General features: G+C 56.8%; 15 protein-coding genes and 1 pseudogene. 5 read left to right on the top strand and 11 right to left on the bottom strand.

What is annotated here, in order from left to right:
• Nucleotides 1-31: 31 nt before the first annotated feature.
• Nucleotides 32-958 (bottom strand): LysR family transcriptional regulator, encoded by a 927-nt coding sequence (locus E0W60_RS34630; protein WP_135707359.1) that lies wholly within the window; start codon nucleotides 956-958, stop codon nucleotides 32-34.
• Between the two features lie 287 nt (nucleotides 959-1,245).
• On the opposite strand from E0W60_RS34630, the gene E0W60_RS34625 reads away from it, so the two are divergent.
• Nucleotides 1,246-2,238 carry a Bug family tripartite tricarboxylate transporter substrate binding protein gene (locus E0W60_RS34625; RefSeq protein ID WP_240746155.1) on the top strand — a complete coding sequence of 331 codons (993 nt, stop codon included), beginning with the start codon at nucleotides 1,246-1,248 and terminating at the stop codon, nucleotides 2,236-2,238.
• 89 nt (nucleotides 2,239-2,327) lie between these two features.
• Nucleotides 2,328-2,861: a group II intron maturase-specific domain-containing protein gene (locus E0W60_RS34620; protein WP_240746154.1), complete on the top strand. Its 534-nt coding sequence runs from the start codon at nucleotides 2,328-2,330 to the stop codon at nucleotides 2,859-2,861.
• A 330-nt stretch (nucleotides 2,862-3,191) separates the two neighbouring features.
• On the opposite strand, the gene tnpB is transcribed toward E0W60_RS34620, so the two are convergent.
• From tnpB to E0W60_RS34590, 5 genes are all read right to left on the bottom strand, one after another.
• Nucleotides 3,192-3,437, bottom strand: a complete 246-nt coding sequence (gene tnpB, locus E0W60_RS38485; protein WP_135707358.1) for an IS66 family insertion sequence element accessory protein TnpB — start codon at nucleotides 3,435-3,437, stop codon at nucleotides 3,192-3,194.
• A 329-nt stretch (nucleotides 3,438-3,766) separates the two neighbouring features.
• On the bottom strand, nucleotides 3,767-4,804 hold the full coding sequence (locus tag E0W60_RS34605; protein WP_135707356.1) for a Bug family tripartite tricarboxylate transporter substrate binding protein: 1,038 nt from the start codon (nucleotides 4,802-4,804) through the stop codon (nucleotides 3,767-3,769).
• A complete protein-coding gene (locus E0W60_RS34600; RefSeq protein WP_167884694.1) occupies nucleotides 4,794-5,792 on the bottom strand; it encodes a Bug family tripartite tricarboxylate transporter substrate binding protein in 999 nt (332 codons plus the stop codon). Before E0W60_RS34600 ends, E0W60_RS34605 begins: the two co-directional genes overlap by 11 nt.
• A gap of 38 nt (nucleotides 5,793-5,830) precedes the next feature.
• Nucleotides 5,831-6,136 (bottom strand): DUF4387 domain-containing protein, encoded by a 306-nt coding sequence (locus E0W60_RS34595; protein WP_135707354.1) that lies wholly within the window; start codon nucleotides 6,134-6,136, stop codon nucleotides 5,831-5,833.
• Nucleotides 6,123-7,520, bottom strand: coding sequence for an acyclic terpene utilization AtuA family protein (locus tag E0W60_RS34590; protein ID WP_135707353.1), 1,398 nt, complete (start codon nucleotides 7,518-7,520; stop codon nucleotides 6,123-6,125). The genes E0W60_RS34595 and E0W60_RS34590 overlap by 14 nt, the downstream gene beginning before the upstream one ends.
• Before the next feature lie 104 nt (nucleotides 7,521-7,624).
• On the opposite strand from E0W60_RS34590, the gene E0W60_RS34585 reads away from it, so the two are divergent.
• Together E0W60_RS34585 and E0W60_RS34580 are read left to right on the top strand one after the other, a co-directional pair.
• Entirely contained in the window at nucleotides 7,625-8,842 is a 1,218-nt protein-coding gene (locus E0W60_RS34585) for a citrate synthase family protein (RefSeq protein ID WP_135707352.1), read from the top strand.
• An 81-nt stretch (nucleotides 8,843-8,923) separates the two neighbouring features.
• A complete protein-coding gene (locus E0W60_RS34580; protein WP_240746153.1) occupies nucleotides 8,924-9,973 on the top strand; it encodes a cyclase family protein in 1,050 nt (349 codons plus the stop codon).
• A 436-nt stretch (nucleotides 9,974-10,409) separates the two neighbouring features.
• On the opposite strand, the pseudogene E0W60_RS34575 reads toward E0W60_RS34580, so the two are convergent.
• The 3 genes and pseudogenes from E0W60_RS34575 to E0W60_RS34565 form a co-directional block, all read right to left on the bottom strand.
• Nucleotides 10,410-11,066, bottom strand: a pseudogene (locus E0W60_RS34575) (TetR/AcrR family transcriptional regulator); the annotation flags it as partial.
• An 88-nt stretch (nucleotides 11,067-11,154) separates the two neighbouring features.
• Nucleotides 11,155-12,444: an MFS transporter gene (locus E0W60_RS34570; RefSeq protein ID WP_167884693.1), complete on the bottom strand. Its 1,290-nt coding sequence runs from the start codon at nucleotides 12,442-12,444 to the stop codon at nucleotides 11,155-11,157.
• A 219-nt stretch (nucleotides 12,445-12,663) separates the two neighbouring features.
• The gene (locus E0W60_RS34565) at nucleotides 12,664-13,773 is read right to left on the bottom strand and encodes a porin (RefSeq protein ID WP_135707349.1); all 1,110 of its coding nucleotides are present in this window, start codon (nucleotides 13,771-13,773) and stop codon (nucleotides 12,664-12,666) included.
• A gap of 231 nt (nucleotides 13,774-14,004) precedes the next feature.
• On the opposite strand from E0W60_RS34565, the gene E0W60_RS34560 reads away from it, so the two are divergent.
• Entirely contained in the window at nucleotides 14,005-15,249 is a 1,245-nt protein-coding gene (locus E0W60_RS34560) for a citrate synthase (protein WP_135707348.1), read from the top strand.
• A 316-nt stretch (nucleotides 15,250-15,565) separates the two neighbouring features.
• On the opposite strand, the gene E0W60_RS34555 is transcribed toward E0W60_RS34560, so the two are convergent.
• Both E0W60_RS34555 and E0W60_RS34550 read right to left on the bottom strand, forming a co-directional pair.
• Nucleotides 15,566-16,414, bottom strand: a complete 849-nt coding sequence (locus E0W60_RS34555) for a hypothetical protein (RefSeq protein WP_135707347.1) — start codon at nucleotides 16,412-16,414, stop codon at nucleotides 15,566-15,568.
• 411 nt (nucleotides 16,415-16,825) lie between these two features.
• The gene (locus E0W60_RS34550; RefSeq protein WP_135707346.1) at nucleotides 16,826-19,810 is read right to left on the bottom strand and encodes a Tn3 family transposase; all 2,985 of its coding nucleotides are present in this window, start codon (nucleotides 19,808-19,810) and stop codon (nucleotides 16,826-16,828) included.
• Nucleotides 19,811-19,888 lie beyond the last annotated feature (78 nt).

The raw sequence follows: 19,888 nt of genomic DNA, 5'->3' as shown, positions 1-19,888 counted from the left end.
GATGGTTGCCGTCGTCAACGGCGATGGCAGACTACTTAGTCGCAGAGCCTTTACCGCTGCTTGGGCTACCGGCTCTGCACGCCACGAGATGGTTGAGCAATTGCCGCGCTGCCGGTGAGAGCAGCGCGGCCTCGCGCGCGCACACGATGAACTCTTGCGTGGCCCACGGTTCGGTCAGCGCGAGGATGCGCAGATTGTAGATTGAGCGGAATCGCTCGATGGCTTCCACGGGCAAGATGCTCAGTGCCAGGCCCGAACTCACCACGCACAGCGCGGCGTCAAAGCTCGAAACGAAAAAGCGCATCCGCACCTCTCGCGCCAATTCGCTGGCGACGCGATCTTCGATGACGCGCATTGCGGCATTTTGCGGTAGACCGACGTGTTCGTAGGCAAGCGTTTCCTCGAACCTGACACTGGTCCGGGACGCAAGTGGATGGTGTCCACTGACGACGACAGCATAGCGATCGGCGCCGCCGGGGTAGACATCAATCCCGGCCACTGCCACTTTGCGGCAAATCCCGATGTCTGCCATCCCGCTTTCGATGCCTTGCACTACGTCTTCGGTTACCCGTTCGTCCAAACTGACCCGAACGTGAGGATAGGCGGCGAGAAACGAAGTCAGATCCTCCGTCAAGAACTCAACTATGGAGGTTGAGACGGCCAGTACGCGAACATGCCCGCGCACGCCATCGCCGTACTCGCCCACCTCATAGCGCATACGCTGAAGCCCGTCCAGGATGCTCCGTGCATGAATGATAAGCGCCTCACCCGCCGCTGTGGGCCTGACACCGCGCTGGCCACGATGCAGCAGCGCTGTGCCAAGCGACTCCTCGAGGTCGGATATCCGCTTGCTTAGGGCGGACGGCGAGATGGCCTCTCGTGCCGCAGCCGTTGCGATACTTCCGGTTTCACAAACGGCAATGAACAGTCGTAGCGATTGTGGGTCCTCGAGCCTCATTGACTTTCTAGAATCTGAAAACTGCTGTACAGGCCGAACTGGCTGCCCGCCGGTGAGGACGGGTGTCAGGCCCGTCATGAACTACCGATAGCAGCGTAGCCCGATAGTACACGAAGGCTCTAGCCCACCAGCGCCCCGTTGCCCACAAATATCGAGCGGCGACACGAGGGTGTTCGGCTACAGCAGGCATCGAAGAAGCCGAAGGCGGGCATCGAAAAAAAAGATTTGTACCCGAAATATCGCCTCGCCATACTCGGCAACTTGACAAGACATATAAAGATGGAGACATGATGAGAGAAAGCCACAATGCCGCTCGCCGCAACGCCATGCGCACCATTGCTATAGCTCCGGTGCTGGCGCTGGATATCGCGAATCACCGGGTATTGGCCGGCCCCACTCCGGTTCGGCTGATATTGCCGGTGGCCCCCGCCTCGAGCGTCGACATTGGCGCCCGTGCAGTTCAGCCGGAGCTGGCAAGGGCGCTCGGTTCTCCCGTCGTCATCGAGAACGTGCCAGGAGCGGGTGGTTTGCTCGGCACGTTGGCCCTGATAAAAGCCGCTCCCGATGGCACAACGCTCGCCCTGGTTTCCGTCAACCTCGTAATCTTTCCCAACCTGTACAAGGCCGTGCCATTCGATCCGGTCCGCGATGTCACACCCATCGCGATCATCGGCGCGGCGCCACTCGTCATCGTGGGAAATCCCAAGCTCCCGGCGAAAAACGCGCGGGAGCTTGTAGCCTTGATGAAAGAACGCCCCGGAAAGTTGAATTTTGGGTCGTCCGGTAATGGAACGCAGTTGCACCTGGGCGGTGCACTATTCCTGAAGGAAGTCGGGGCAAAGGCCAACCACATCCCTTACAAGGGCGTTGGGCCCATGATCTCCGACCTGATTGGGGGGCAAATCGACTGGTGCGTCAGTGCACTACCTTCCGTCCAGCAATACATAGCCGACGGAACGCTGCGCGGCATCGGCGTGGCCAGTCTAAATCGGGCGCCCACCGCGCCCGACCTTCCAACGTTTGCGGAACAGGGCATACCAAATTTCCAGATCGAAGGTTGGAGCGCGATGATCGCGCCCAAGGGCCTGCCGCCGGCCCAAGCCGATCGAATTCACAGTGCCATCGTTCAGGCCTACGGTACGCCGGCTGTCAAAGAGACCATGTCCAAGCTCGGTTCGATCATTCGCGTCAGTTCGCGAGAGGAAGCCGTGCGCTTCCTGAGCAGCGAGCAGCGGAGATACTCGGAACTGGTGAAGGAGGCGGGTCTCCAATTGGGTTGATCGCCGAAATTAGGGATCGGCTGCAGACTGCCCCGATCGGGGCAGTCGCGTGACGCTTCCGCGCTTTGCACACCGGCATATCGAAAGAGGTGCTCGAATCCAAAGTACTTCCTGCGGTCAGACAGTTTATGGCCGCCCGAAGGCTGGAACTCTCGGAGGAGAAAACTCGGATCACGAACATTGCGGAGGGTTTCGATTTCCTTGGTCAGAACGTGCGCAAATATGCTGGCAAGCTGCTGGCCAAACCAGCGACGAAAAGCGTCAAATCGCTGCTCGCCAAGGTCAGGGAGATCATCAAAGGCAACGCGAGCGTAACGCAGGAGGCGTTGATACAGAAACTGAACCCGGTCATCCGGGACTGGGCCATGTATCACCGTCACGTCGTGGCGAAAGCAAGCTTCTCATTTATAGACTCGCACATCTGGCATCTGCTCTGGAAGTGGGCTAGGCGTCGACATCCCAATAAAGGAGCACGGTGGGTCAGGAGGAGCTACTTCCAGGCTGACGGACACCGGTCCTGGGATTTTGCAACGAAGGGTTCGGCTGACAGCGGTACCAGCGGATTTCGGCTCTTCCGCGCGATGACGATCCCGATTACGAGACCGTCAAAATCCGAGGACTGACCACCCCATTCGATCCGGCGTGGGCTAGCTACTTCTCCCGTCGTCGAACTGCGAAACGTTCTGTCAAGTTGTTCGGTGCCACACCATGGTGGCAATGCGCTACTGCTACCCGACCAGCTCCATGGCGCCGACCGGCGCGCGTGTCGGCAAGCGCCCACCGGGCAAGCCGGATACATGCATGCAGACCGTTTCAACATCACGAACAAGAAGCTTGCAAAAGGCGTCGGCTCCATACATGCAGCGAAAGCACGATCACCCCTGCCAGGGCAGGCCGAGCACCGGGGCGTCGAACTGCGCCTGCGTCGGTTGTGCGCCGGTGGTACCGGCAGGCTAGGCAAAGCGCCCCTGGTTAAGGCGGCGCGCGGCGCACAACACGCCAAAGCCATCATGCATCAACAGTTTGACGCGTGTGTAGCGGGCGTTCCGGAAGCGAGCGGCTGCTGGCTCGCGGGGCCTCAGGCGCTCTTGGACCTCGCGAGCAACGCGGCGGACATAATTCAGTCGGCCGCAGCCAGGCGAGTCCAGCGGTCTGGCGCCTCGCAGTCGGCCGCTGTTAGCAGCAGCGTCTCTCCGCATTGCTTGCAGTAATACGCGAAGGCATTTGCGCCGCTTTTAGTACGCAGCGTCTCGGACTTCACCAACTTAGAATGCGGCGGAAAATAGCCGGGGCGATCAAGTTGAGACAGGCACAGTGTGCACAGAGACATTGTTGTTCGGCCAATATGAATCGTCCATTTGCTTTAGATGGAAAGCGGTCATCCGCGGGTACAGAACCGAGATGGGGAGGCACCGCAGGTTCACAACTCACATTTTCGTTCCTCCCATCATCGCTATCTTCACTACGCGCATAGGCCCGCATAAAGGCTATACCGGACAACCGCGCTGGCGCCGCTGGAGGCGGAGCATCAGTCAGCCTCAATTCTTTTTGCCCTTGCGATTTTGCGCCAGCGCGCTATGTCACTTTGTACCAATGACTTAAATTCAGTTGCAGTCAGCGGCTCAAAGGCTGACGCCCCCTCAAGCTTTAAAGCCTTGGATAGTTCCGGGCTGGTCATGGCTTCGTTGATCGCACCGTTCAAGAGCGCCAGCTTGTCCGCCGGCGTCCCGGCTGGCGCAAGAAAGCCCGCCCACGCGTCGATCACAATTTCTGAAAGACCGGATTCTCGACAAGTGGGCACAGTGCTCAGGTGGGGAAGGCGCTGTGCCGACGTCGTTGCAATCGCAACAACGTTGCGCTTGTTGAGAAAAGCGCGCGCGGAGGACTCACTGGTTATCACCAAGTCCAGGTGGCCACCGGCCAGGTCCGCCATTGCCGGAGCCATGCCGCGGTACGGTACGTGCACGAGCCGAACACCTGCAGCGTCCATGACCAACTCCGCTGCGAAGTGATTGAGACTACCAACACCAGACGACCCGTAGCTGAGCATTCCTGGCCGCTGCCGTGCGAGGGCGATGAAACCCTGCAGATCTCGCACGCCCAGATGCGGTGACACGAGAACCAGTAGTGCACTCGATGTAATCCTTGCGACGGGCTCGAAATCTTTGATCGGATCGAATGGCAGCTTGGCGCTTACAGCAGCCGACGTGGCGAACGATGACGAAACTAGACCAAGCGTATGGCCGTCGGCCACAGATTTGGCGAGTACCCTGATTCCAATACCTCCTCCGGCGCCGGGCCTGTTGTCAACGAGTACAGGTTGCTGAAACTTGCGCGCCAATTGAAGAGCGATCAGGCGTGCTAAGCTATCGTTTGAACCGCCGGGTGGATACGGCACGATGACCTGAAAAGGCTTCGATGCAAAGGGCTCACCCGCAGCCTTGCTGTAAGCCGGAAGCATCAAGCTAAGCCCCAGCAGCGCGCTTTGGGTAATAATACTGCGGCGCGATATCATCCATCGACCGACAGCAGCGTCCCTTTCTCGATTCATGTAGTCAGTCGACATGGATGTTCGCCTCCTTCGCCACCTTTGACCAGTGCGCAAGGTCGGAACGAATGGTGGTCTTAAACGATTCGCGTGTGGCGCTGTCCACGGGCGCGAACCCTTGGGCCTTCATGCTCGCGCGGACCGCAGGATCCGCCAGAAAGCGCTGCACCTGCGAAGCAAGCTTCTCCAGGATTTCAGGTGGTGTCTTCACCGGGGCAGCCAGGCCAATCCAGCCCACCGCCTCGGAGTTCTGAATGCCCAGTTCACCCAGCGTAGGCGTGTCTGGAAGGAACGGGGAGCGCTGCGAGGCTGCGACAGCCAGTGGACGCAACTTCCCTGCCTTGAGCAAGTTCAATGCGCCAGGCACGGTGTCGTACATGGCTGCCACATCGCCGCCAATGACTTGCGTAGCGCTATCGACATTCCCCTTGAATGGCACGAGGGTGAAATTCGTGTTGGTCGATCTGGCGAATGCCGCATAGGCCAAATGACTCGTCGATCCGAGCGGCGGAATCGCGAAGGCGAGATCCTTTTTCTTTGCAGCGCCGATCAGGTCCGATAGCGATTTGTATGGCCCCTTGCTCGCCACCAGAATGACTTGAGGAGTCAGAGCAATATTGGCGATGGGCTCGAGATCCTTAACTGTGTCCATCGGCACCTTGGAAAGCACCGCCGGTGACACGGTAAGCGGTCCGCTGGAGGCGATAACGAGCGTATAACCGTCCGGCGGCGACTTGGCCGCGATAGAAAGGCCGATGAAACCACCGCCCCCGTTGCGGTTGTCCACAATGAAGGGCTGACCGAAAGCCTTCGACAGATAGTCCGCCAGCAGACGCGCGAGCACGTCCGAGGCTTGGCCTGGCGCAGTCGGAACAACCAGCTTGACGACGCGACGGGGCCAATTGGCGGCGTCGTCATTCCGCGTCTGAGAGATCGCGGCGGAAGTTCCGGCCGCCAGGCAGACAGTCAGGCCGATGGCCCGAGCCGCTTGGAAAAAAATGCGCATGAGTTGTCTCCATCGAAGCGGTACATAGCCGCATTTCTTCAAGGAATCTGAATAGCGAGCAACGGAATGAACTGCTGGCCTCCGTGCAGATCCGCGCTGCCGAGCGCGCCCTGCGTCGTGGGATGTGGAATGCTGAACTTGAGGGCCAGCGCCTTGTCGCATTCGAAGAAGCGCACCTTCGATGGTGCGGTGTGATAGAGCTTGGCAAACATCTCAACGTTTAAAGCACCTGAGCGCTTGACGCGCAGGTAATTCTCTTCGTCGCTAAACAGGATGTCGAACGTCAGCACAAAGGGACCGGCATTCTTGCTGCGGACCATGGCCGCCAGATCAGACAGTTGCATGCGCAGCTCCTTCGATGTTGGTGAAGGTGGTACGGAACATCGAGACTGGGGATTCCGGCAAGACGACATGATTAACGTTGAATGTATAGACTGGGCCGCGCTCGATGTGCGATGGGTTGTGCAGGCATGCAAAGCCAGTAATCGAGCCCTTCCATTTGGTTGTGGGCTGATGGAGCAGCGGCTGCCGTGTCAATTGCACCAATGCGGTTGCAGTCTTTTGGTCGCTCGCAGTCGCCTCGACGACAAGCCCCACTTCGTGTGGTACGTGAGCGCGGTCGGCCTCTAGGTTTCCCATCACGCCGTTGCGTCCGTAGGCGTGGTAGTCAATCCTTGCATTCAACGCCTCCAGCGAGCGTCCGAAGACCTTCTCTACCGATTCACGTACACGCAGCTGCACCCTGCCGAGCCATGCATCGAACTCGCCGAGAATGAACGGGTCGCGAATGCCGCCAATCAAGATGCTTTGGTAGCCAACCAATTCGGCACCCTCAAGCTTGATGGTGATCTGATCGGCGGCTCGGAATCGACTGCCTCGCATCCGGACGCTGATGTCGTCTTCCATCTGCTCGTATGTGGTACCGCTGATATCCAACACGCCCGAGGCTTCAGTAAAAAAGAAGGGATCGGCATTCTCGTAGAGGCTGTGTGCCGCTACCGTCTGCGGGGTGCAGCGCAGCCCCGGTCCGATTGGCTGGATCACAACCTCGTCGGGGCGCACATAGCCAACGATCATTCCGTGGCTCGGTTTCTCACAGACCGATGCACCGCATTCGACGACCTTGCCCGCATGCCATGCCAATCCGTGGGGCAGTCCCATCATGATGGGCATGGCTGCAAAAAGCGCCGGATCGCTGCAGCGCCCAGCAACCACTAGGTCGACGCCTGTCTCGAGCGCCGCTTGCAACGGCTCGACACCCATCATGCCGACGATGCGCACGCTGCGCTCTATCGTGCTTTCGTCGAAGTGCGGTGCCGGATCGAGAGCGCGAATGCGGCCCTCCCTGAATTTTTGTCGAAGGAAGTCCTTTGACTGCTCCGAGCGAATCTCCGCCACCCTGAGCTGCAGCCCTTCGGCAGTGGCTACTTCGCGGACGATTTCCATGAACCAGTCCACGTGCACATCGGCGCCGCCTGTGCCTACCGAGCCAATCAACAGAGGGATCTTCGCCGGCACCGTGTTGCGCAGCAGGATGGTCATGTCGCGCAAGATGGCCTCGCGTGGAAAGGCACACACCCCTTTGCCAAGTGCGAAGGGACCCGCATCCGTGGTACCCGCATCGGCAGCCACGAAATGTGGCTTGATCTCCAAGGCTTTGCGCAGGCTGTCTTCCGGCACACCAATGCCTAGCATCCCGCTCGCGGCAATAAATCTGCATTCGTTCACGTCGTCTCCATCGGTCTGAGAATTGCTCCTTGATCCGAAATGTAGACGGCCCGATTTTATCGGTCAATCTCGACTATAATCGTCGACATATTAGGAGATCTATCGTGGCCATCGATACGACCGCACCGCTGGGTTCCAGCGACGGCATCTACGTGACAGCGCAAGAAGCAGCAGGAATGTTGAACGTGAGCGTGTCCACGCTATACACGTACGTCAGCCGCAAGAACATCCGCACGCACAAGACGCGCGGCAGCCGGGTCAGCCGATATCTCCGCTCGGACATCGAACAGATCAAAACGGGCATAGCACCGGCCTCGTCACGAGAAGCCGCACCGGGGCTCACAGGGACCTCGGCGATCACATTGATGACGGAGAAAGGCTCCTTCTATCGTGGTACCAGCGCGATTCATTTGGCTGAACATGCGACCTTGGAGGAAGTCGCTCGCCTCTTGTGGGATGCCGGCGACTTCGACCCTTTCGATGGCTTGATGCCGATCACAACCCCGGCGAACCTAGATGTGCTGCTCAAAGCCTGTGCGAGCTACAGTGCGCTGGACCGTGCCATGATGCTGCTGCCCGCCATCGAGGCAAGCAACCCGCGCGCGCACGACCTCAGTAAGCAAGGCTTTTTGCGCTCGGGTGCGGACGTGATGCGCTGGTTCGCCGCTTGGATGTTGCGCCAGGCCACACCGGCGAAAGGGCCTCTGCACCGCTATATCGGCCAGACCACCAAGTGTGGGCCGAAACTCGAGGATGCAGTGCGGCGCGTACTCGTGCTTTCTGCCGATCAGGCCCTTCACCCCGCGACCTATGTCGCGCGCGCTGCTGCGAGCACCGGCGCGACACCGTACCGCTGTGTGATAGCGGGCCTCTCAGCGGTCATGGGAAAACGTCTGCCGGCGGTTCGCGTCAGTTCGTTTGCCCGCTTCATGGCAGAGATCGAGAAGGCTTCGGATCCGACCGAGCCCGTGAAGACCCGAGTGCGAGGGAGCGAGGATGTACCAGGTTTTGGATTTTCCCCTTTCGCCGTGCCTGACCCGCGATCCGCAGCACTCTTGTCCTCCCTGCGCACGCTACTTGCCGCCGATCGCCATTTCGCGCGATTTGAGCGGGCCATTGATTTGGCCAGTGAACTGACCGGCCAGCAACCGGACTTCGCGTTCCTGGCTGCGTTTGTGAACCGTCGCATCGGCGCAGAGCCGGATGCCAACTTGGTACGCCTGGCAAGAATCGCTGGTTGGATCGCACACGCATGGGAGCAGCAAAACGAGATGCCATTGGTGCGCTGGAAGGTGAACTACAACGGCATCCTCCCGCCTTGATGAAATATGTCGACCACAACAGTCGACATTGACGGATAGACCTGGAGGTCTCTATTCTTTGCGACGGCGAGCAGCTTTGGCTTGTCGACCAAGGAGCGAAAATTGGGAAAACGATGGGTGCACCGACCAGAAGGATCCAACTGGGGCGAGTTCGGCGACAGCGACAAGATCGGGCGACTGAACCTTCTCACTCCTGACAAGGTTAAACAGGGATTAGCGGAAGCACGGGAGGGCATCGCGTTCTGCCTGAGCCTGCCTCTCGACTTCCCGGGCGGAACGGTGGGTAATCCGAGACGTCATCCGCCGCGGCTATTCGGCGCAGTGCATGGCGGACAGTGTTTTCATAACCACGTTAGGCGATCGCCTGATGGCAGGATTCGCTCGGTGGTCTGCGACGACGCCGTCCTTTTATCGACCCAGTATTCGACACAATGGGATAGCCTTGCGCATGTGGGTACCGAATTCGATGCGGACGGCGACGGTGTCGCAGAAATCGTTTACTACAACGGATGGCGCGGCGGTGTGGACGTCGTAACGCCACCGCCGCGTCTTGACGCACAGGACTGGGAGCAATTCGAGGGTGTGACTGCAGGGCCGCTTGGAATCGACACGATGGCCGCTACGTGCGTCCAAGGTCGCGGAGTTATGGTGGACCTGTTTCGGCATTTTGGTCGGGAACACCAACGTGTAGGCTACGACGCCCTCATGCGCATCCTGGACGAGGACGGCGTTTGTGTGGAATCGGGCGACATGCTGTGTCTGTGGACCGGCTTCGACGAGATTCTGCTCGAAATGAATAAACAGCCCGACTCTTGGCGCATGCACAACAGTTGCGCTGGACTCGATGGCGCGGACGCCCGTTTGTTGCAGTGGATCACGGACTCTGGGGTGGTTGCACTTATCTCTGACAATCGTGCCGTTGAGATCCTTCCTCCGGTCCCAGGCGCCCCCAGCACTTTGCATGAACACTGTCTTTTTAAACTGGGCGTGCCGCTGGGTGAACAATGGCTTCTGTCGCCGTTAAACCGATGGTTGCGCGAACACAACCGCAGTCGGTTTCTGTTGACGGCGCCCCCGTTGCGCCTGCCAGGCGCAGCTGGATCACCGGTGACGCCCGTCGCAACGGTTTAGACCTCTTTGGTGAAATGGGTGCGTCCAGGATGACTTTGCGGCAAATAAGGACGCCCACTCTGGTGAGATGATATGTCGTGGCGTACCGCGTAGTGTCGGCTGCCGGTGGTTGGGGCGAAGACCATCGGGTCGCCCTTTCACAATTGGCTGGCAGCTGCGAGGGCAGGGCTTCGTCACCAATATTCTGAGCGACAGCCCACGCCCTCTTTTCCCTTCGAGCCACGGTCGTCACGAAGTCGTCGCGTTCAGTGGTTCACTTTTGTACGTCTTTCTGATCCACCATGACGTGTTCGACCGCACGTGTTCGACCGTGCCTTATCGCCGCGTGGATTGACGCCAAGTCTCCTCCATCGTCCAGTGCGATGGCCGCGTCAGCAATCGAGAGGGGCCGATGGCCATCACCTGTTTCAAATGGCCTTCCTTGGGTGCTGACCTCGTACTCGCAGATCAATTGGTTATAGGCTTCACGCGCACCGCCCCGTAGATGAGGCGCGAGAATCGAAATGATATGGTAGCTACTCCCGTGCAGGTGAGCGCGAATTCGCTCTGCGTCGTTGTAATGGCGAGCGTGCTGCAGGAACTGGAAAGACAGCCAGTAGGTGATCACAACTACGATGCTAGTACACATGGCATCCAGTTGCTCCGGCGTGGCCTCCATTTCGCCGAATTCTAAAAGCTGCCCACAAATTTCTAGCGCAAAGTCCTTTTTCCTTTCGACAATGCGCTTAAATTTGACTTCCAGCGTTCGGCTATGTAATAAAAGGTCGTTGATGTCCAAATATAAGAATCGATAACTCCACATAAACTCTGACAAATACTGTATGTGGCTCCAGCTCCATTTTAATGTGACGGCATGGCCTTGCGGACACGTCAAAAGGCGATCCATCTCTTGCTCGAAGCTTTCAAACAGTGAGTTTATAATGTCGTACTTATTGCGAAAGTGATAATACAGTAGCCCAGGGCTGATTCCCATTCCTTCCGCTATTGAAGTCGTGGTTACGCTGGGCGCCCCGAGTTCATTGAGCTGGCGCAGTGAGAATTCGAGAATGCGATTTCTCGTAAGACGGGAATCATTTCGACGATTAATACCCATGCGGCCTCTTTATCATAGCCATCATTCAACAATAGCGCGCACAAGCCTTTATATAGTGATCACACTTGAAGATCATGGTAAATGGAGCTTATGGTCTATTAATTGAGCATTCATTTCGGATGCGCGAAAAGAGCAAAAAAGCAACTAATCCAGCAATGCCCGCATATAGCATCAAATAACGCCAGCCGGTCGCGTCGACCAGTAGCCCGATCAGTGCCGGAACAATGGTCGCACCACAAGCGAAGGCCATTGTGTAAAGTCCCGTGTATGCTCCAGTACATTTACTGTTGGGGGCCAAGTTCCACATAATGACGACGCCATTTATTGCAAATGCGGCATACCCCACCGAGGCAATCACCAATGCAATGATGGTAGCTTGAACGCTAGTTGATATGAATGCCACAAAGCAGCCGACAGAAAACACAAGCCCGCCGATTTTGCATATACTGAGGCGGCTCGACCGATCAGATAGTATTGCAAGTGGAAACACCGCAAGGATAAATGCTATTCCAGCCGGCATTGAAAGCGAGCCAGCTTGGCCGCGCGTCAAACCAAGGATCTCAATTGCGTAAGGACTTAGCTGCGACCGCATTGCGGACCAAGCCCCCGCTGTCGCAAAGACGGCAAGAAGCATAGAGGCTCTGCTCCGATTGCTCGAGCGCAGAATATCCATAATTAGATTTCGAAAGCTTTGGCTTTGTTGTGCGCGGCCCTTTTCGGAGGTTACGGAATGGAGCTTTCGTTCGTCCAAGCCCCAACATGCTATCGCCATGCCAATAACAAGTAGAAAAGCAGGTATGGCGAATGCAACCTTGGTGCTCTTATCTATGACGAAATAACTAATACCAGAACCAACTGATATCGTCAGCGCTGCGGCTAATTTCGCCATCGCGTTCGCTTTTCCTCGGTTTTCCGCTGACTGAAAATCTGCCACCAATGCTTCGGTGATTGATTTAAATGAGTTTGCTACTAAGGCAAAGCAGAGCATCGATGCAATGAGGGCTGGTAGACTTTCCGCCCAGGGAATAAGGATATAGAAAGTGGCCGCTATCGGAACACCAATCAATAGATACGGAACTCTTCGACCAAAGCGATTATTGGTGTTATCGGACCTGTGCGCCATCCATGGTTGAATAAACAGGCCGAGTAGATTGTCGATACCCATAAGTAAGCCGATCAGGGCGGCACTGTTGGTGTAATGCCGTAGGGCCGGTGGAACCTGGGCCTCATAGAAGTTCCAAACGACTTCCTGAGAAAAGACAGCCAACGATGTTAATAGTGCTGCCGAAGTAGAAAATTTAGTCCGGCTGCATGCACTAAACGCGTCACCTTTGGTTGACGAATTTTTGATGCTTAGACCGTTTTGACTGCTGCTCACTGTGCAAATCCCTTTCCGATTCGGCTTCCAAAACCGAGAGTTGTGTAGTCACAGTCCTTCGGATTAACTTGAAATGGTAGCGTCGTCTTTCGTTAGGCTGGAGATGTCCCCCATTACTCCCTGGAAGTGGCTGCGCGCCATTCCTGGTTCCGGCGTCTGCTTGGTGGAACCGGCTTCTACTGAGGGACATCAACGAACTTGGGTGACTGTCCTATGCCCTTAGAATCTGTGTCGGATGCCGACGGCAGCTCCTAGCATGCTTTGCTTGTCTGCCCCGAGAGGATTTCCGCCTGAGTAAAAGACAGCTGTATTGTCGAAATTTAGGCCCGAGTTCTTTACGTAGGCCAAAGACAAGTAGACGTCGGTTCGCTTCGACAGGTTATAGTCGGCGATAAATGAAACCTGCCATGGGTTTTTTACGTCAACGCCGTTCAGATTCTTCAGATCATCGTAGTAGTACGCGAGCGTTAGCCTAAGCGCGGCTAGAGAATAGTTTGCACCGACCCAATAGAGGTTATCTCGCGCCAGCGTGGCATCGCTCCCTGATTTGTTCAAGCCCCAACGGTACCCGCCCGTCAATTTAATATTTTCGAAGTTGTAAGTAGCCGCCGCTCCTGCCTTCTGGAATCTCGCTGGTGCGGCCCCGGCAGCCAGGGTCGGATTGAATTGTTCAAACGCCATAGCGAGACCAACTTTCCCACCGAGATACGAGGCGCCGAACCCATAGCCGCTGTCTCGCCGGAATTGACCGGCCACCTCCCCACTGCTTGCAACGCCATTTCCGAAGGACCAGTTTGCGATAGCGGTGACGGGACCGAACTCTCCCTTGTATTTCACTGTGTTGTCTGACCGAAGATCCAGTCCGACCATGGACGCAATCGGCTCATATTGATTCGTGTACCCGGTGGGGGAGAAATTGGAGAATGTGTCGAACATGGCGCTGTACTGCCGTCCAAATGACAATTGACCCAAGCCTTTCTGATGGAGCCCAACGTAAGCTTGGCGCCCAAACAGACGGCCGGACTGAGCCATCTTCCCTGTGTCTGCCTCAAAGCCGCTCTCTAGTGCAAAGATAGCTTTGAGTCCTTTGCCAAGGTCCTCAGTCCCGCGAATTCCCCAACGAGACCCAGAAAGTCCGCCAGAAGTCAGTCCAAATCGACTCTTTCCTGGACCAGGGAAGCCTCTCTGAGTCGAGTCAAGTTGCGAGACGTTGCTGACGTACTCAATGTTCGTGTCCATAACGCCATACAACGTTACGCCGTCCTGCGCTAGCGCAGTTTCGTTCGCGAATGCCATGCATCCTGCCGCGATGGCAAGTCCCTTCTTCATAACTCGTCTCCTCTGTAGTTTTTTGCATCGCAGCGTCCGGATGCAGTGTGATGTACATGTGGCTGCTCCCGTATGCGCTGCGCGGGAGTGAGGCCTCCTATCGACCACTTTGGCGCCGACGGCCCAACGTCGGCTATATAGATATATGGATCCATATATGTACTAACATGGCGATGGTGTTGACTGTATACTCGAGGCTGAGCTATGTAAATCTGTACGAGTCGAGTCAATATGAAAGCGGAACATGCCGTAACTAACGACGCCCTATACCTCAGTGCGGAGGAGGCAGCGTCGCTGCTCAACATCAACGTGGCGACGCTTTATGCCTACGTCGGTAGGAAGGGAATTCGGTCGTCGAAGGTGGACGGTTCTCGCAGCCGACGATATTGGGCTGCCGACATTGAGCGGCTTCTCGCGGAGCGCGGCACCGCCGCACAGTCCTCAACGCCCCATTGGCCGGCAATTAGCACCTCAATCACGCTGCTAACGGAGAAAGGTCTCTACTATCGAGGTCGTCCGGCAACCGATTTGGCAGATCATGCAACCCTTGAGGAGGTTGCCGAATGGATGTGGGAGACACCCGGCGCTTTTGACAGAAAAGCACTCCCCTTTCCTGAGGTCGCGCGGAGAGTGATCGCCGATTTACAGCACTTAGGACCCATGGCTCAGGCACTTGCGTTGTTCCCGATCCTTGAGCAGATGCATCCGCATGCGTACGACCTAAGCAAAACGGGTTACGCTCGCACTGGCGCGGACACGCTACGGTCATACGCCGCAGTGCTCACCCAAAGCGAACCTGTCGCCGGGCCACTACATCAGCACCTGACCAAAGGGCTGCGCATTGCACCAAAGTACGAAGATATGGTGCGACGAATGCTCGTGCTTTCCGTGGACCACGAATTTACCCCTATGACGTACGCGGTGCGCACGACGGCAAACACCGGAATTACACCTTACGCAGCAGCGGTGTGCGGGCTGTTAGCGTCGAGGGGGCGACGGATTAGTGCTGGGCGCGTAGAGCAGGCCGTGCGACTTCTCAGCGAGATTGCCGGGGCGAAGGACCCCTGCGAGCCGGTACTCGCGCGCTTTCGAGAGGGCGAGGCCATCGCAGGATTCGATCGAAACGTTCATGGTGTCGAGGACCCTCGCGCAGCTCACTTGATGAAGCACATGATGGATGTCTTCGCACATGACGCGGACTTCCGGCGACTTACGGCAGTGATTGATCTGGTCCGCGACTTGACAGACCAACCACCAGCCTTTGTTCTCCTGGCGGCCTTCTTGGGTAGGAAGTTCGAGATGCACGGCAACGAGTTGGCAATTGTGGGATTGGGTCGGATGGTAGGTTGGATTGCACATGCTAGTGAGCAATATCACCAAGGTCCTCATATCCGGGCACGGGCAAACTATGTCGGTCTACTCCCTAAAGCTGAGGGTAATGGAGTTTTTGATGATCAACCACACGGAAAATCTTAATCGAGGCGTATGTCATTCTGTCATTTACCCCCTGAGCCTTCGTCGCAGGCGATTTCCCAATCCGCGGACGCGCGTTTGTCGCTTTCCAGTACTCGGGGTCATCGTACTTTCCGTGAAAAAAAGGGCGGTAGCAGACCGCAGACCCGCCTCTAGCAAGGCTTTTCGGCGCAATAAATCACACGCCGCCGGAGTATTCGTAAGCTCTTGATAGATAAGCCATTTTCTGTGCATACCGCCAGAAAATGCACGGAAAGTACGATGACCCCAAAGCGCAGCCCAAACATCACGTGGACGTGCAATGGGTCAATTTTTAAGCTCAAAGATGGTCGAAGCTGGTTGATGCCGTTAGGGCGAGGAGTGCTTCTACTTGCCCTGCAGCGCGCATGATCTGATAGGTGTCCATATTCTGAGCATCGCTTTCATTCTTAAGATAAGCTGAAAGATATCGTTCCGAATTAGGCGTGACACCATTGCGGTTGCAAACGATGTACGCAACGGATTCGGCCTCAAGCTCCCGCTCTTTGAGCGTAAGGAGGCGCCTAGCTGGTATCTTTAATTTATTGTCTTTGCCAAGATGCCCGAGACACAAATGGGCCATCTCGTGCGCAATTGTGGCAAAGGTTACTGCATGAGTGTGGTTTCTGTTGAGCCCTAATCTATATTGACCGACAAAGTCGGGGGCGATAGGTGACTTTATTGATGTAATGTAACCAGCGTTCCCGTCGCCACCGTCGAACCAGTGAACAAGAATACTCCGTTTATTTAGTAAATGAGCGAATTCAGCAATTCGAGATGAGGTCATTACACCTGTTGCGGAAAAAACATTTACTCCATCGGGCAAGGGATTACCAGTGGTATCCTGTACATCATATACAAGCGCGACCGGTGCGAATGGCCAAAGAATCAGCAACGGACGCGCGTCAGGTTTGGGGCGTCTCTGAAATCGGGTGTGCCAGTCAAAGGCAGATGCGGCGTACATCAGGCCAGGCTTTTGAACCTGCAATAGCATAGCATTGAAAGGCGCAAAATTTCGCAGTCGAATAACGAAAGTGAGCAATTTTTTATATTCCTCTCCACAGCGATACAGGAGGGAATCTGCGACCAATTGATCGAGTAACGATCGTGCCGATGCAGTGTCATCTGGAAGGAGCAGGGGCTGTTCCATTGGGGGCAGTTAAATGGCGCGATCTGACGCGTGTCGCTAGGCGTCGACAGACTATATTGTGCTCACCCCTGCCTTTACTGTACGGAATCGTACAAGAGCCGTTGCTTGCGTAGTGTCCGTCCCTGTGGAGCGAGCTACGTGAGAAATATATGTGTGCAAACGGAGGAATTAGACAACCCGCGTATGAGACAATTTGAGGCCGGTCACCCCCTCCCAGAGTCATGACCCGTCTCTCGACTGTCTATATCGCGTGCCCCCACTGCGGGAAGGAGTACAGCCGCACTTATGCGACCACGTTTCACATGGGGGGCATGACGGTATGGTCTGATGGCTATTCGTCCGGCTTGCTTCTCTTTCGCAGCTCGCATTAGAGGGGTGGCCGGGATTCGAAAAAAATCCGCCACATCTTCGCTAAGCCGCTGATTTGAATACGAAATCGATCGATGGGTCGAGTGGCGGCACGCGCCGCTGCAGGTCGAGCAGGTAATCGCCGAACCGGTTGATGTGCTCGCGCCGGTAAGGCGACAACGCCTTGAGGACGTCGGCATTCACCGGATGCCCGCGCTCCTGCAAATCCTTGAGCTTGCGCGACATCCACTGAACGTTGTGGAGGATGACCATGTTGGCGACCAGCTGGTTGTACTTGATCACCTTGCGCTGTTCGTGCCGCAGATTTTCGGCAATGACGCCGTCGCCGCCAAACATCAGCCACTGCGCGAAGTCATTGAACTGCTCGCTCTTGTTGGTCGCGGCATGAATAGTGCGCCGGAGCTCCGGGTCGCTCAGATACTTCAGCAGGAACAGCGTGCGGATAACGCGGCCCAGTTCCCGGAACGCGAAGTAAAGCTTATTCTTCGTGCTCTCCGAACCCAGCCGGCGGAGGATGGTCGACGGCGTCATCTTACCTGCCTTGATCGAGACGGCCACCCGCATCATGTCAGGATAGTGTCGTTGGATCAGATCCCAGTCGATGGACCGGCGGCACAGGCGCTCGATATGGTCGTATCGTCGGCGTCGATCCGCCTTGTATAGCACCAGATCCTTGATATTGCGCATGCGCGGCATCAGATTGATGCCCAGCAGGTAGGACAGGCCAAACACCGGGCCACTCTGCGCTTGGGTGTCACCGTGAATGGTATCCGGCTGAATCTCAGAGCCATTTCTGATGAGGCCGTCCAGGATGTACACCGCCTCATGCACGCCGCACGGAATGAAGTTGCTGAAGAGCGCGATGTACATGTCGGAGACATGGTAGTAGCCAATTCCGCCGTACCCGCCATAACGTATGTGGTACTCCGACAGCAGATTCTGCTCATACAGAGTCCACTTCGTGCCATCCGCGGACGCGCGTTTGCCGCTGCCCCAGTATTTCGGTAGCGCGAATTGATTGTATGCGTTGATGACCTTCACAATGGCCTTGTCGAGCCGCTCTTCCGTGACGTGATGCAGGTTCAACCAGGCAATTTGCTTGCGGCTCAATCCCTTGACGGATCGAGCCGTTTGGCTCGGTCCCAGATTGCAGCCGTAGCAGAACAGCGTGCAGATAACTCGCTTGCGAGGGTCATCGATCTTGGCATCGAAGCCCGACAATGGACCGAACAGCCGATGCAGATTGAGCCATTGCTCCGTTTCGGTCAGCACGTCAAGGATGCTGATCTGCGGCATCGATGCGGTGATAGCCTGGTCGATCAGCATCATGTTGGGCGGGTCAGGTGCCTTGCCGGGCCGGTGGATAATCAGCCCCTGTTCTCCGAATTCGATGCCGTCGTTCTCGGGGAAGTTGGCATCCACCTCGTCGAGTGCCGTGCTCAGTCTGTCCGATAGTGTTCTGACGAAGTTCTCGCCATCCGTTGGCAGGCCAACGATTTCACAGTAATGCGGTAACTCCCGTTCGAACACCTCCTCGGATACCTGATGGAGGCGGAAGTCGTCAAAGCGGTCACTGCCCTCCACGTAAAGATCGCCTGAGCTCAGCTCACGCATGACCTGATCGAACACGCACAACTCAAAGTACCTACGATGGAGCAGACGACTACTCCGGCCATCCGGAAAGATGGCCTTCTCCCACTTGGCCGGGAGCCAGTCGAGCGGAAGGTTCAGTAGATCGTCGTCCGTAAGGTGCAAATGTTCGCGGTGCGAGGTCCGAAAGCCCTGTATCCAGGCCAATGCCACCAAGACTGTCTTGTCCTGCGAACTGGATTTGAGCGGCAAGACCTCAAGGCACTGAAAGAGCAGGGAGCGCTGCTGGCGGTAAGGCGCGAGCATGAATGGGAGATCGAAGTTGCCAGCGTACGCGATATGCTCATTGCAGCGGGCAAGCGCACCTGCTGCATCGTTACTGAGGACCTCACGCACCTTATCCAGCCGGAAGATATCGGCAATGCCGTCATCCTCCAGAACTTGCAGCACATCACGGAACTGGCTGACCAGGTCTTCCAAGGAGTCCGCATGCGCAAGTTGATATTGTTGCAGTCGGGTCCTGGCGAGGCCCCCGAGCTTGCGCATGACCTTGATGAAGATTTCGGCCACATCGTCGAGCGCCTTCTGCAACTGCGCGTGAATGAAGAGCACTGCTAAAGTTAATCGTTTGGGTCGCTTGAGCGACTTGAGCTCAGCAATGTCAAGCGCCCGGGCCTCCGTCACCAGTTGCGTGCGTTTGGACACGGAAAGCAATGCTGGTGCCTGTGGGAGACCGTCGGCCAGGCTTCGCAGGGTCTGGATGTGTTTGAGGAAGCTTGCGATTTCGCGTGCGGCGGGGCGCTTGGGCTCGCGCTTGAGCTGGTTCCAACCGGATTGCTCGCCCTGACCGTTAAACAACGCCTCAATCCGAGCGATCTGCGAGTCGTCGAGCGCGTCAGCGATGGCACGATAGATGGCTTCGTTGCACCGGCTGCGGGCCTGGGTGGCCATTCGGTGAAGACTGGCTAATGGCGGCAGTTCGCACCGTAGCCGGATCAGCTCTTCGATCAGCACGTTGATAATGTCGGGCAATTCGACCTTGGTGTGCGCCGCCTCGGTTGCGAGCGCCTCCAGCCATTTCAGCGTGTTGGCTTCGACCGGTCGAATGTGGAGATACCCGCGTAGCAACTTCTGATGGCGGGACCGGGTGCCAGAGGCATCGTAGCGCTTGACTGTTGCGCGAGGTAGGGCAGAGGCCCGCAGTGCTGCGCGCACGTGATCAATCACGACAGGAGGCACCTCAGCCAGCATGGGGAAGTAGCCAAGGCGCTGCAGCAGTTTGAGCTGCACGAGAATCAGGACCGTCGTTGAGGTGCGACGGGACTGGCTGCGCGCGAAGCGGATCTCGGTCGGTGTCGGTGTGAACGCAGCTTCCAGTTCGGCGGCGGTAAGCTCAGCCGGCAGCGCCGGATAGGCGGTATCGTGGATCGAGGGCATCCTTAGTGCCGCACGACATCCAGATTGATGTGCCCCATGTACCGGATCTCGTCATCATTGCGGATTGTTCTGTCGTCA

Source organism: Cupriavidus oxalaticus (genome assembly GCF_004768545.1).
In the GTDB taxonomy this organism is placed as follows: Bacteria; Pseudomonadota; Gammaproteobacteria; order Burkholderiales; family Burkholderiaceae; genus Cupriavidus; species Cupriavidus oxalaticus_A.
The sequence above is the reverse complement of the archived record's forward strand: the minus strand, read 5'-3'. Positions and strand labels throughout refer to the sequence as shown.

Coding starts and splice junctions, on each gene's coding strand:
- E0W60_RS34630 (WP_135707359.1), bottom strand. CDS start 958: ATGAGGCTCGAGGACCCACAATCGCTACGACTGTTCATTGCCGTTTGT.
- E0W60_RS34625 (WP_240746155.1), top strand. CDS start 1,246: ATGATGAGAGAAAGCCACAATGCCGCTCGCCGCAACGCCATGCGCACC.
- tnpB (WP_135707358.1), bottom strand. CDS start 3,437: ATGCGGAGAGACGCTGCTGCTAACAGCGGCCGACTGCGAGGCGCCAGA.
- E0W60_RS34605 (WP_135707356.1), bottom strand. CDS start 4,804: ATGTCGACTGACTACATGAATCGAGAAAGGGACGCTGCTGTCGGTCGA.
- E0W60_RS34600 (WP_167884694.1), bottom strand. CDS start 5,792: ATGCGCATTTTTTTCCAAGCGGCTCGGGCCATCGGCCTGACTGTCTGC.
- E0W60_RS34595 (WP_135707354.1), bottom strand. CDS start 6,136: ATGCAACTGTCTGATCTGGCGGCCATGGTCCGCAGCAAGAATGCCGGT.
- E0W60_RS34565 (WP_135707349.1), bottom strand. CDS start 13,773: ATGAAGAAGGGACTTGCCATCGCGGCAGGATGCATGGCATTCGCGAAC.
- E0W60_RS34560 (WP_135707348.1), top strand. CDS start 14,005: ATGAAAGCGGAACATGCCGTAACTAACGACGCCCTATACCTCAGTGCG.
- E0W60_RS34555 (WP_135707347.1), bottom strand. CDS start 16,414: ATGGAACAGCCCCTGCTCCTTCCAGATGACACTGCATCGGCACGATCG.
- E0W60_RS34550 (WP_135707346.1), bottom strand. CDS start 19,810: ATGCCCTCGATCCACGATACCGCCTATCCGGCGCTGCCGGCTGAGCTT.